This is a genomic window from Pseudoalteromonas sp. Angola-4 (assembly GCF_028599265.1).
Classification (GTDB): domain Bacteria; phylum Pseudomonadota; class Gammaproteobacteria; order Enterobacterales; family Alteromonadaceae; genus Pseudoalteromonas; species Pseudoalteromonas atlantica.
The window spans coordinates 154,831-167,571 of record NZ_JAQREK010000008.1; the positions used below are offsets into that span (position 1 = coordinate 154,831).

At 39.3% G+C, this 12,741-nt stretch carries 10 protein-coding genes and 1 pseudogene; 7 read left to right on the forward strand and 4 right to left on the reverse strand.

Annotation, left to right across the window (positions count from 1 at the left end):
- Positions 1–137 precede the first annotated feature (137 nt).
- Positions 138–1,469, forward strand: a complete 1,332-nt coding sequence (gene xseA / locus PSH48_RS11510) for an exodeoxyribonuclease VII large subunit (protein WP_273611608.1) — start codon at positions 138–140, stop codon at positions 1,467–1,469.
- 11 nt (positions 1,470–1,480) lie between these two features.
- On the opposite strand, the gene PSH48_RS11515 is transcribed toward xseA, so the two are convergent.
- The 3 genes from PSH48_RS11515 to PSH48_RS11525 form a co-directional block, all read right to left on the reverse strand.
- Positions 1,481–2,161, reverse strand: coding sequence for a hypothetical protein (locus PSH48_RS11515; protein WP_273611609.1), 681 nt, complete (start codon positions 2,159–2,161; stop codon positions 1,481–1,483).
- Positions 2,162–2,203: 42 nt separating this feature from the next.
- The gene (gene cysE, locus PSH48_RS11520; RefSeq protein WP_004586131.1) at positions 2,204–3,022 is read right to left on the reverse strand and encodes a serine O-acetyltransferase; all 819 of its coding nucleotides are present in this window, start codon (positions 3,020–3,022) and stop codon (positions 2,204–2,206) included.
- 124 nt (positions 3,023–3,146) lie between these two features.
- The gene (locus tag PSH48_RS11525) at positions 3,147–4,076 is read right to left on the reverse strand and encodes a sensor domain-containing diguanylate cyclase (protein WP_273611610.1); all 930 of its coding nucleotides are present in this window, start codon (positions 4,074–4,076) and stop codon (positions 3,147–3,149) included.
- A 297-nt stretch (positions 4,077–4,373) separates the two neighbouring features.
- On the opposite strand from PSH48_RS11525, the gene PSH48_RS11530 reads away from it, so the two are divergent.
- On the forward strand, positions 4,374–4,781 hold the full coding sequence (locus PSH48_RS11530; RefSeq protein WP_054982749.1) for a hypothetical protein: 408 nt from the start codon (positions 4,374–4,376) through the stop codon (positions 4,779–4,781).
- Between the two features lies 1 nt (position 4,782).
- A complete protein-coding gene (locus PSH48_RS11535; RefSeq protein WP_054982750.1) occupies positions 4,783–5,097 on the forward strand; it encodes a helix-turn-helix transcriptional regulator in 315 nt (104 codons plus the stop codon).
- Between the two features lie 87 nt (positions 5,098–5,184).
- Here PSH48_RS11535 and PSH48_RS11540 read toward each other — a convergent pair whose 3' ends face one another.
- Positions 5,185–8,064 carry a M16 family metallopeptidase gene (locus tag PSH48_RS11540; RefSeq protein WP_273611611.1) on the reverse strand — a complete coding sequence of 960 codons (2,880 nt, stop codon included), beginning with the start codon at positions 8,062–8,064 and terminating at the stop codon, positions 5,185–5,187.
- Positions 8,065–8,323: 259 nt separating this feature from the next.
- On the opposite strand from PSH48_RS11540, the gene PSH48_RS11545 reads away from it, so the two are divergent.
- The 4 genes and pseudogenes from PSH48_RS11545 to PSH48_RS11560 all read left to right on the forward strand — a co-directional run bounded on the left by PSH48_RS11545 (position 8,324) and on the right by PSH48_RS11560 (position 12,212).
- Positions 8,324–9,280 (forward strand): methylenetetrahydrofolate reductase, encoded by a 957-nt coding sequence (locus PSH48_RS11545; RefSeq protein ID WP_024033159.1) that lies wholly within the window; start codon positions 8,324–8,326, stop codon positions 9,278–9,280.
- A gap of 138 nt (positions 9,281–9,418) precedes the next feature.
- Complete coding sequence (locus PSH48_RS11550; protein ID WP_273607679.1) at positions 9,419–10,033, forward strand: hypothetical protein; 615 nt, start codon at positions 9,419–9,421, stop codon at positions 10,031–10,033.
- Positions 10,030–10,698 carry a hypothetical protein gene (locus PSH48_RS11555; RefSeq protein ID WP_273611612.1) on the forward strand — a complete coding sequence of 223 codons (669 nt, stop codon included), beginning with the start codon at positions 10,030–10,032 and terminating at the stop codon, positions 10,696–10,698. The genes PSH48_RS11550 and PSH48_RS11555 overlap by 4 nt, the downstream gene beginning before the upstream one ends.
- Before the next feature lie 366 nt (positions 10,699–11,064).
- Positions 11,065–12,212, forward strand: a pseudogene (locus PSH48_RS11560) (IS3 family transposase).
- Positions 12,213–12,741: the final 529 nt, after the last annotated feature.

The following is a 12,741-nucleotide window of genomic DNA, read 5'->3' on the forward strand; positions in this document are numbered from 1 at the left end:
TTCTCACATGTGGATCTAAGATAAGGAATTGCGGCCAAATTTTAACAGCGTTGTGGGCATTCGTAAATAATATTTCGCAAATATTTATGATAAACTTGCCTTATAACTTGCCTCATAATAGTTTTAGGTTGTTTTTTATGTTTTCGAAGCCTTCGCAAACGGTTTACACCGTATCGCGCCTTAACAGAGAGATTCGTACAGTTCTTGAGCAGGGCTTTGCATCGCTAATTTTAACAGGCGAAATTTCTAACTTTATTACCCCTGCTTCTGGGCATTGGTACTTTTCGTTAAAAGATGAAAAAGCACAAATTAAAGCGGCTATGTGGCGCGGCAATAACCGCTCTCAAAGTTACCGCCCCGAAAACGGCGCACAAGTAACAGTAAGAGCCCGAGTTTCACTTTACGAACCACGCGGTGATTATCAGCTTATTGTTGAGCATATGGAACCTGCCGGTGAAGGCCAGCTTAAGCAAGAGTTTGATGCATTAAAAATGCGCCTAGCTGCTGAGGGCTTGTTTAGTTCAGCCTATAAAAAACCACTGCCGCAAAATATAAACCGTGTAGGTGTAATAACCTCAGCAACGGGCGCTGCTATAAAAGATATATTAACCGTACTTAAACGCCGCGCGCCGCAATTAGAAGTCATTATTTACCCAGCCATGGTGCAAGGCAAAGAAGCCCATGTGCACTTAATTAACCAAATACAGTTAGCCAATGCACGCAATGAGGTCGACGTACTTATTCTAGGGCGAGGCGGTGGCTCGTTAGAAGATTTATGGTGCTTTAACCATGAGCAGCTTGCGCGTGCTATTTATCAAAGTGAATTACCCATAGTCAGTGCGGTAGGCCACGAAATAGACACAACCATAAGCGACTACGTTGCCGATGTACGCGCAGCAACGCCCTCAGCAGCCGCTGAGCTTGTCAGCCCCAACACGCAAGAGCTACATGGCAAGGTTATTGAGCTCATTAACCGGTTAAATAATGCCTTTAAACACGATATGGCCGATAAGCGTGCACTAGCAACACAGTTACAGCATCGGCTAAACTTGTGTCATCCGCGCAATCAACTTAATCAAAAAGCGCAGCGATTAGACGAGTTAACTATTGCCTTACAACAAGGCATGCGCAATCGCCTTTACCAACAAGAGCGCACGCTTAATAATTTAACCCCGCGTTTAATGCGTCAATCGCCCGATAAAAAGTTATCGCAGGCCAGCCATCAGCTTATGCAGATACAAACTCGGCTTGAGCAAGCAATGCAGCACAAGTTGCAACACGCGCAAAATAGTTTAGCGCTGCAAGCGAGTAGGCTCGACTCGGTAAGTCCACTTAATGTTTTAGCGCGCGGTTACAGCATAACCAAAACCCAACAAGGCAAAGTGGTTAAATCGGTAGATCACATTAAAACGGGTGACGTGCTAATTACAGAGCTGGCCGATGGCGCTATAAAATCAACGGTGTTGTAAAGCTCTTTCAGTTAAAGCTCTGTGGCCATTAGTAAGGTTAGTTCGGTGTCGCTTGACGTTGAGGTTGTTCTTTTAAATTGCAACCAAAACTCTTGCTTCATTAACTTATCGTTTAGCTCTCGCCATTGGGTATGATCAAACGAGTCGTTATCAGTAGGTGCAGCAAGTTCAAATTTACATACGGTGGTTTTACACGCTGCACTAACAATCTCTGGGATAGAGCTTAGATCAGAGGTAAGTAAAAAATCTTGTAAAGCTACTTCTGTTTGATAAGCCCACTCTTCATTACGTATTTGCTCATCAAATTGCGCTTGCAAAACGGCTTGTGCATCAGAGGGGTCACGCAGCTGCTGCGCCGCGTTTTTCATCAAGGCTTTTTGCGCTGCTAATTGCTGTTTAAGCTGCGATACTTGCTCTTCTAAAGGAAGCTCATCTAGCGGTTGTGGTTCTGGTTTAGGGGGATTATCTTTTTGCTCTATACGAGCGCTTTGCTCAGGGGCTGCTGGTATAACACGCTTTGCTGTTGCTTCACTGCTTTTAACTGGCTGAACAAAAGGTGCCTGCTGCTTTGTATCAGCATGTTGTAACTTTGCGGGGTTTGCGTCACTTGAAGATAAATTAAAGTAGCTCCACGTTAAACCTACACCCGCAATAAATCCTATCCCTAGTGTTAATAAGCTATTTTTGTTCATTTTAATTCCTTTTAAAATTATTTTTATTTATACAGGCTGCTATTACAGCATGGCGCTGGTGTGTGATTCGTTTTCAGGCTCTGGAGTGGTTAAAAAGTTTTGGTTCATACTTTGCGCCGGACACGGACAATCCGGTCTGCCAATAATTTTAGCCGGTACGCCTACAGCGGTGGTATGTGGCGGTACCGCAGTTAAAACGACTGAACCTGCGCCAATACGTGCGCCCTCGCCTACTTCAATATTACCCAGCACTTTAGCGCCTGCACCAATAAGCACACCGGCTCTAATTTTAGGATGACGGTCGCCCTGCTCGTTACCCGTACCACCAAGCGTGACCGATTGCAGTATTGATACGTTATCTTCAATTACCGCCGTTTCACCAATAACAATACCGGTGGCGTGGTCAAACATTATCCCTTTACCCACCTGACACGCAGGGTGAATATCAACCCCAAACACTTCTGAGGTTCGGCTTTGAATAAAACGAGCAAGCTCTTTACGGTTTTGCTGCCACAAGCAGTTAGCTAAACGATGCGCTTGAATAGCATGAAACCCTTTTAGGTTTAAAATAACCGTAAGGTAGGTTTCGGCTGCCGGGTCTCTGTCTTTAACGGCTTTAATATCTTCGGCCACATAGGTAAGCATACGGTCGCACTTTACAAACGCTTGGTCAAACAACTCACGTATTGTAAAAGCCGATACAACAGCATCTGCCAACTTATTAGCAACAATAAAGCTTAACGCCGAACCTAAACACTCATGATTTAAAATGCATGAATACACATGACTTGCTAAAAGTGGTTCGCGAGTTACAACTTCATTCGCTTCACTACGAAGCTGTTGCCAAATTTCATGACGCATAATACTACACTGCCTTAAATTGATATAAAAAGAGCCTTTTCCTAAGTTTAACGGATTTAAAGCCTAAGGTGTTAACGCCTTAGTTATTTGTTCTGGTTATTAGGTATAACTAAGAGTAAAAAAATTATATGAGTGCTAAATCACTCACACACAAAGCATCTTTTCCTTTATCTTTTGCTTTATAAAGTAAATAGTCTGCTTCTTTGATTAAATACGCACAGGTAAAGTCACTATTAGGTGTAATAGTAGTGAGGCCTACACTCACTGTAAGGGTTCTGCTTGGTAATGAATGTTTATTTTCAATGTTTAACTGTTTTAATTTTTCTAAAATATCGTTCAATACTAACAAGGCCTGATCTGAATTTGTATTTCCATACACTAATACAAACTCTTCACCACCAAAACGGGCACATAAATCACCTGGGCGTTTAGTAAATTCATTGAGTACTTTTGCCACCCTTTTTAAGCATGTATCGCCTTGTTGGTGGCCGTAAGTATCATTGAGTAATTTAAAATCATCTATATCAATAATAGCCAACGAAAGCGGCATACCTAAACGCTGACAACGATTCCACTCTTGCTCTAAAAAGGTATCAAAAAAGCCTCGGTTAGCAATATCAGTTAAGCCATCAATAGCGGCAAGTTTTTGTACTTGTTCTTCAGCCAGTTTACGCTCGGTAATATTTTGATGACTAATAGCGTAATACGCTTTATCTGTATGGCTAAACGACACTACTCGCATCATAAACCAACGTTTTTCATCTTCACTATGGCATGGATATTCTAAATAGAAGTCGTCATTAGCCCCCGAAATAACTGATTTAATGCCGTTAAATGCCTTTAAACCAAAGCTATCTCCTTTTTTAGCAGCTTTTTCACACTCTGCTAAGTAATTTTGCTGCTCCCACATATCACAGCAGGCACAGTCGTTTTGCTCACCAAAGTTTTGCCAGCTTCGGTTTATATAGACTATGTCGCCGTTAGAATTAATAACCACTACTTGGTCGGGCGTGGTATCTAGTACCAACTTAAAAAACGCTTTATCGTCAATCACGAGCTTTCCATTTTAGCTTTGTTGTTAATCAGTATAATCAATAACAATTTTTTAACACAACATTGTTACTTTACTTCACGTTAGTTGCATAATTTATCAATGTGAAGTAATACTCCGTATGACAGCTAAGTAGTCTATAAAAAATATAAAAAATTTTACTTTTACATTAAAAATCAGATACTAAAGTAGCATGACAGGGTTACTGTCATATGCCAAACTAGCTACTGGCATACTACTGACGGCGTAAAAAATAAAAACAAACGCTAAATTAGCATCATCAACTCAACAAGGATAACGATGATGAAAAACGATATATTAAATACAAAAAAGCTTGGTTATAAATTTTACTTTCAAGATGGCGACAATCAAATAGCCTGTTTTGGAAGCTACTTTACTGGTAAAGAAGAAGTCTTTGTAAACGATGACCTATTCAGTAAAAAACGAAATATCTACTGTGCAAGCACGCACTCTTTTGCTTTTGAGGGCTCACAGTACCAAGTAAAATTTGACATGCTTAATATACTTACGGGGCGTCTGGAGTGCACTCTTTATAAAAATAGCAGTGTGATAGCCAAACAAGTTCAAAGTAGTCTTTCAGACGATCCTAAAAAAGCAGCATTTTTTCTTGCTGGCTGTACATTAGGTGGCGCGGTGTTTGGCTATACAACGGCAACAATTGTTGAACTATTTGTAGGGAAGCTTTAACGTGCAATTAAATCCTACAACAGTTAAATCGCTTAGAAGTAAGTTAGATTGGACGCAGCAACAGCTCGCAGATGCCTGCGATGTAAGTTTGCGGACCATTCAACGGGTCGAAAAAGAAGGCGCCGCTTCTAAAGAAACCACTATGGCGCTTTGCGCGGTACTTGAAGTACGCCAAGGCGAGCTAATTAAACTTGATGAGCCTATAAATAATGACGTTAAAAGTACGCCAACTAAAAGCTTTTTAGCGGGAGTGGTTATTAGTTCCTTAATAAGCTTTGCTCTAGGCGCAGGCTCAGTGCTTTTAGCGACTAACTAATATTACGCTTTAATAGCACTAATTAAATAAAAATGCCCCAGGCTATAAGCACTGGGGCATTTTTTATATGTTAGAAAAAGAGATTAATTACTGAAACACTTTTTCAACAGCTATTACTTCAATGTTGTTAGCTGGAATAGCTAATTTATAATCGGCAATGACTTTATCCTCAGCAACAAGCGCTGCTGGTTTTTCTGTGTTGTAAACCATTGGCGATGTTTGCTCTGACACTAAACGTTTTTTCATGTCTTCGCCGTCACCGGTAATAAACACGTACTGTACGTTATCTGTTTGCAGATTATCTTTAATCACGCGATTAACATCAGCAAGCGTTAGCTTTTCAAGTTTACTTGTCACGTATTTTACAAACGACTCTGTGTTATAAAACTCACTATCAAGTGCATAACCTAATTGGCGGTTTTGACTTGCGACAAGCTGCGGTACGTAGTTAATTAAAAAGTTACGTGTTGCTTCAAAGTCTTTTTCGGTTAAGCCATTTTTAATAAGCTTATCCAGCTCAAACAAAGCGGTACGTGTTGCAAAGTGTGCATCGTTATTAGAGCGCAGCGGGCGTAACCAAATTTGGAATATTTGCTCAGAGCGCCCTAAGTTGGCATCAGGCTTAGTTTGAAACATGCCACGTGGGAAGTACTCAATGTAGGCGTAATCGCCGTAGTTCATACCACGTGTTTGACGAATTCGCTCATACAGGTATGAGTTAGAACTACGGTGCTCACCAAAGTACGAACGCACCAGCCAAAGGGCTGTCCAATCTTCACTACTGCGAATAGTATCAATTGGGAAACCAAACGATACCGCGGTAGATTGCGCCGACTTTTCTACAATCGTGGCATGGTGACCTTTGAGCTCTGGCGCATCAGGAATACTTAAACGGCTTTGCTCGCCTTTAGGTAAGGTTGCTAAGTCGCTCATAATTTCGGTTTTAAGCGCTTTTGGCACAGCGCCAATTAAACCCAGTGTTAGTTTAGATTGGGTAAGCTCTGTATTGTAAAATGCTTTTACATCATCAAGCGTTAGTGCTTCTAAATCCGAAATATCACCGTAATTGTAGCTTTCGTATGGGTGGCCTTTGTAAAGTGCGCTGTAAAGCACTTCTTTACCTAGCTCTTCATCGTTAGAGGCTTTTAATCCCGACTTAATACCGTCGATCATTTCTTTTTTAAGGCGTTTAAAGTCATCGTCTCTAAAACCTGGGTTAAGTAATTGATCGCTTACAAGCGCATACCATGTGGCAGCGTTATCTTTATGAATACGCCCTTGGAATGACAGCATTTCTTTATCTATTTGATAACCAAAGCTGCCAGCAAGCGGATAAAGCGCTTTTTGTATGTCTTTGTAACTCGTACTTTGCGAGCCACCTTGAGCAAGCATAGCGGCTGTGAGCGCAGCAACCCCTTTTTTACCTTGCGGGTCTGCAGCAGCCCCTGTATTGAATAGAAAGTTTACATCAATCAGCGGTGAGCTATTCGTTTTATCAAGCACTTTAAATACGGGTGCCTCTGGCGCTTTATCACGCTTAGCGACTAATGCGTTTAAGCTTGTTTCTTGTTCAAAGCCTGGCGCTTTATCAAGTGCCGACATAGTTACGGTAGTACGCGCGTCATCTACAAAATATTTATTAGCCACAGCTTTAATGTCTTGGGCTGTGATGTTGTCGGCCGATTTATAAAGCTGGTTAATAACCTCTGGGTCGCGCTCAAAATGCATGTAACTTGCAAGGGTTGATGCAATCGCTTGCGATGAGTCTAAGCCGTTAATAAAGCTGTATTTAAGGTTAGACTTTAAATCACTTAGTTTTTGCTCATCAACAAGTTCGGTACGTGCTTTTGCATAAGTGCGGTTAATAGCATCGCGTGCTTTTGCTAAATCATCTTCGTTTTCTACTTTTACAAACACATGCAGTAAGCCAGGATCTTTTGTCTCTGGATTGTAGGTAAACATTTGACTCGCTATTTGTTTATCAACGACTAGCTCTTGGTATAAATCGGAGTTATTAGAAAAATAAAGCTGTGAGATTAAATCAAGTGCGGCTCTGTCCTTTTTAGCAGGCTCCCATGCAGCCCCCTTGTAAGATACAAGCAACCAATGACCAGGCAAACCTTCGTTTTTCTCATGTACATATTTAGGCACTTGTTGTGCAGGCTCGGCTTTTATATCAGCAACGTAATCGCCTTTTTTCCAGCCACCCCAATGTTTTTTAACCATAGCCATTGTAGCTTGTGGGTCAACATCGCCCACAATCACTAGCGATACATATTCAGGCTTATAAAACTTATCAAAAAATTCTTTACCGTAAGCCATTTGATCTGGCATGGCTTCTATATCTTCAAAAAAGCCCATGGTGGTATGTTTATAAGTGTGCGTATCAAACGCTTCTTCGCGTACTGCGCTCAATAACTTACGAATTGGGCTGGCGTTATTTTTTAAATATTCCCCTTTAACCGTTAGCGCTTCGGTTCTAAATTGCTCTTCGGTGTAGGTTAAGTTTTGAAAAATATCGGCTTCAATTTCAAGTACTTTATCAAGGTGCTGCTTTGAAAAGTTTAAATGGTAGTTTGTGTAATCGTTAGTGGTGTAAGCACGGTTATCGACCCCTGCATTTTTAAATATGGCAGTGTATTCCTCTTGCGGAAATTTTTTAGAGCCTTTAAACATCATGTGCTCAAAAAAGTGAGCAAAACCGGTTTTACCTGCTTTTACTTCATTACGTGAGCCAACCGATACCGGAATTTGCAGCGAGACGACATCGGGGTAATCGGTTTTAACAACCATTACACGTAAGCCGTTATCAAGCTCTTCGATTAAGTACTCTTGCGAAAATACACGTTCGTCAGCTTTTGTTGTTTGCTGTTGTTGTGCCGTTTGGGTGTTTTCGCTTTGCTGTGTTGCGCAGCCTGTTAGTGCCAGCGATACCGCTAAGCTTGTTGCTAGTAATTTAAATTTCATTGTTGTCCCTTTTTAAATTGAGCAAATTTGTTATTAGGTTTAATGCTAACTCGCTTAGATTATGCCCCAAAGCCACTAAATATAAGAGCCCATCGGCTATTTATAATGTAAACAACTGTGTCAATTCCCTATTTTAAAAACATTTAAGTATGAAAAAAACTCAAGTTGATTGAAAAACTTTCATTAAATAAATCTATCTAGACGTCTAAATGGCTGTTATATTGAATTACATACATTGGACTAAGCTGGAATGAGGATTATGGCTTTATCACTACAAGAAAAAATAGAAGACACCAATCAAGGTGTTTATCTTATTGGTACTACTCCACCTAAAATTGGTACTGATAAAGCGCAACTAAAAATCATTGCAGAAAAACTACTTGCTCGCTTACACGAAATTGAATACGACGGCGTGATAATTTACGACATTCAAGATGAAAGTAGCCGTACAGATAAAGCACGCCCATTTCCGTTTAAACAAACTGTAGACCCACGTGAATACAGCCACTTACTACGTAATTTATCTGCTCCAGATGTCATTACTTACAAAAGTGTGGCACAACGTGGTGTAGAGGAATTTAAAGGCTGGTTGGATGAAACTAAAAACGACTACGATTTAAAAAATGTCGTTTTAGTGGGTAGCCCCTCATCGGTAGGTGATATAAAACTAAGCTTGCCCGATGCCTATAAAACGCTTGCAGAGCAAAGTGATGACTTCTTTTTAGGGGGCGTCACCATTGCTGAGCGACATTCAAGTAAGCGAAATGAGCACGAACGCCTTATAGAAAAAACAGCACAAGGTTGTCAGTTTTTTATATCGCAAGCGGTTTACGACGCGCAAGCAACTATAGAGCTAATAACAAGTTATGCGCGTACCTGTAAAGCACAAGGTATTACACCAAAACGGATTATTTTAACGTTTACGCCATGCGGTGGCGATAAAACCTTAGAGTTTATGCAATGGTTGGGTATCTCAGTGCCAGAGGCCACTAAATGGCGCATGCTTGATGCAGACAATACCTTAAGTGAATCTGTACGTATTTGCCGAGAAAATCTCGACCTAATACTCAAAAGCTGTGCGCACCTAGATGTGCCACTGGGCTTAAATATTGAAAGCTTAACAAACCGTAAAGAAGAAATTGACGCATCAATAAACTTATACCGTTTATTAAAAGCCATTATGGAATTAAACCTAGCCGAAAAACAAATCGCTTAAAAGTTAAATTTGAGCCTGCCCATTATTTTTAAGTGAACTAGTATGCACTACTTATGTTCATGATTGTTGTTTTTTAGGGTAGTTCTGAGTATTCTTGTATGCCAATTAGGTAATTACTATTAATAAAAGGAATTTAAAATGCCATTAAATGCACAGGTGAAATCAGAAGTAATTAAAAACATTATAAAATATGAGAAAAAAATTAATCACTTTTATCTAGACTCTCAGGGCTATGTAACCATAGGCGTAGGTCATATGATAAAAAACAAACAAGCTGCAGTCCTGCTCCCAATGAATAAAGTAGTTAACAATCAACCTGGTCCTCCTGCGACTCCTCTAGAAAAACAAAAAGAATTTGAAACAATAGCTAAACAAAGAAGAAACTATAAAGCTGAATGGTATAAGCAATTTACTTCACTCACAATTAAAGATGTAGAAATTACACGTCAATTAAACAAACATATGGATTCTTTTTACAAAGAGCTTTCTACTCTATATAAAAAATCTAATGGTTATTACGATGACTTTGATAAATTAGACAAAAATATACAAGTCGCATTATTTGATATGATTTTTAACTTAGGCGCAGTAAAAATTGTCACAAAGTTTACTGAATTTGATAAAGCAATCAAAACTGGGGATTGGATTAAAGCAGCTAAAGAAAGCTACCGCCCTCAACTCAGTGCAGAAAGAAATAACTACGTAAGAGCAAAACTATCTGCGGTAAGCAACATAAAGGTGATGACACCATGAAAAGCTTATCATTGATATTATTGATATTTATCTGTATTGCCTGCTCAAAATTATCTGCTAATGAAATAAAACCTAAATTATTTGTTAATTATTTTACAGGTTTAGAATCAGAAGTTGTGGTGGATTACCGGAATATTAAATTAAATTATGATTTAACTTTACGTTCAGAGAAAAATGTACACTTTTCTAACTGCAAACAAGTAGAAGAAACCACTTCTCATGATATAGCTGTAAGCGAATTTCATTTGTTACAGATGTTGAAAGCAAACTGTATCGCATTGAAAAAATACTCTCAAGTTAAAAGCTCAAACGTCAGTTATTTACAGGAAATTCTTGATAAAAATGATATTAGCAATCTTCCGGCTACAGCTTACCCTTATGTTAATAAGTATGATAAAAGCCAAAGGCAAGATAAAACGCTAAGTGAATATCATAAAAAATTTAATACATCATTAGACATAAGTGGAGCAATAAAAGTTGAGACTGAAACTGAACAAATGTTTTACAACGTTGTTGCCACAGGCGATTTCAATGAAGATAAAGCTCAAGATGCAATAATTCGTATTGACTGGCAGGTAATTGATGCATTTGGTAAAGGGTTTAAGCTTATTATGGTTACTAAGAAATCCGCAGATAAACCATATGAAATTACTACACTAAATTAGTTACATCCTCAGCAAGTTAGTATTTACACTCCTTGGCAAGCCGCCCTATGGCTTGCCTATTATATCTTGAAAGTATTCCAATAAATTAACTTTTTCACTGTACCAATATTTTATACATATCCAGTCAACACACTTCGTTTTATCTTTGCATTTGAAGTGTATTCATCTAGCAGCTTTTTTATTTTAAAACTTCAGATTCACTACAGCATGGACCTAGTGTTATTTCAACGCTGTCTATTACATCCCCAAGAGGTATGTCGAAGTATTCAAGTGTATTGTCTACATTATCCTGAAGGCATCTTGGACTTCCCATAGTTTGCTAGACACCCAATGAGTTACATTGTAACTTCTAATTAGAGGTGTTTTATGAGCAAAGGCAAACGGTATACCCAAGAATTTAAAATAGAAGCAGTTAAACAAATAACTGAACGTGGTTATTCAGTTGCTGAAGTATCAGAACGATTAGATATTTGTACCAAAACGTTATATCACTGGCGAAGCCAGTTATCAGAGAAACCCAAACAAACCAAATCATCAGATGAACAACTAAGGATTGCCAAACTTGAGGCCGAGCTAAAACGTGTCACGGAGGAACGCGACATTCTAAAAAAGGCCGCAAGGTACTTTGCCAGCACCCCCGAGTAAAGTACGCTTTTATTCGTGAGCATCAAAATGAGTTTTCTATTGTTGTGATGTGTAAACTATTTAAGCTACACCGCAGTGGCTTTTATGCGTGGTTAAAGAAGCCATTGAGTGACAGAGAAATCTAAGATAATCGTTTGCTTAAGCTTATTAGAGAGTTTTACGTTGCCAGTGGTGGCACTTACGGTAGTCCTTGGATACACGCAGATTTACGTGAAGCTGGTGAGCAATGTAGTGTTAATCGCGTAGCTAAGATCATGCGCCAACATAAACTCAAAGCGCAAATAGGCTATAAACGTCGCCATATTAAAGGCGATAAAACATCGCGCATTGCAGATAACTTGCTAGCTCGTCAGTTTAATCCTCCTGCGCCGAATCAAACTTGGGTAAGTGATATTACTTATGTGAGAACCTATAAAGGCTTCTTGTATGTAGCAACTGTCATGGATTTATTCTCTAGGCGCATCGTAGGCTGGTCGATGGATAAAAACATGGACAAGCACTTAGTAATTAAAGCATTGCTCATGGCAGTTTATCAGCGCCAACCCAAAGCTGACGTAATGGTACATAGTGATCAAGGAAGCCAGTATGGTAGCGCTGATTACTTAGCCTTTATGAAAGAACATAACCTTGTACCCTCAATGAGTCGAGCTGGGAATTGTCACGATAATGCAGTTGCTGAAAGCTTTTTTGCGACGATTAAAAAGCGAATAGTTAAGCGTAAGATATATTCGACAAGGGAAGATGCGAAAGCTGAGATATTCAATTTTATAGAAATGTTCTACAATCCAAAAAAACGCCATTCACACACAGGCGGTGTTTCACCTGCTAAGTTTGAGGAAGCGTATTTTTCTGAGTTAGAAACTGTCTAGTGAAAGCTGGGAAGTCCATCTTAAGAGGTGCCTATAGATAGCATGTTCTCCTGTTTTTCTCCAATTTGCTATAACATCGGGACTTGAAGGTATAATGAAGAAAATATATCGAAACTCTTTTTGGTAACCCCATGCCACATTTTTAAAAGCAGCTAAATCAAAATAATTAAATTCAAAGCCCCCGTCTACATTTTTCACTATTGGTCTAATAGATTCCTCAGGAGAGCATTTATAAACTACTTCTCTTCCATATGTATATCATTTCTAATAGGAGGAATAACAAAGAGCCATTTTTCATTATAAATTGATTCAAAGGGTATTGGACTATAAGTGTCGTCACCAGAAAAGATACTCATTTCCGGTTTACTTGTTAATTGATTATTTTGAAATGGAAACTTAGGTAAAGAGAGCGTTCAGAATTCTGTGTCAGCCTAAGTTGCTAAATATCTAGCACACCATCTAACCTACCTTCGAAGTGGATGGCCAATTGCGACAATGTCAGATTCCAATTATGGATTGGCATTGTCCA

What these genes read in the sequence shown, in the direction of transcription:
- xseA (WP_273611608.1), top strand. Translation starts at nt 138, where the DNA reads ATGTTTTCGAAGCCTTCGCAAACGGTTTACACCGTATCGCGCCTTAAC.
- PSH48_RS11515 (WP_273611609.1), bottom strand. Translation starts at nt 2,161, where the DNA reads ATGAACAAAAATAGCTTATTAACACTAGGGATAGGATTTATTGCGGGT.
- cysE (WP_004586131.1), bottom strand. Translation starts at nt 3,022, where the DNA reads ATGCGTCATGAAATTTGGCAACAGCTTCGTAGTGAAGCGAATGAAGTT.
- PSH48_RS11530 (WP_054982749.1), top strand. Translation starts at nt 4,374, where the DNA reads ATGATGAAAAACGATATATTAAATACAAAAAAGCTTGGTTATAAATTT.
- PSH48_RS11540 (WP_273611611.1), bottom strand. Translation starts at nt 8,064, where the DNA reads ATGAAATTTAAATTACTAGCAACAAGCTTAGCGGTATCGCTGGCACTA.
- PSH48_RS11545 (WP_024033159.1), top strand. Translation starts at nt 8,324, where the DNA reads ATGGCTTTATCACTACAAGAAAAAATAGAAGACACCAATCAAGGTGTT.
- PSH48_RS11550 (WP_273607679.1), top strand. Translation starts at nt 9,419, where the DNA reads ATGCCATTAAATGCACAGGTGAAATCAGAAGTAATTAAAAACATTATA.
- PSH48_RS11555 (WP_273611612.1), top strand. Translation starts at nt 10,030, where the DNA reads ATGAAAAGCTTATCATTGATATTATTGATATTTATCTGTATTGCCTGC.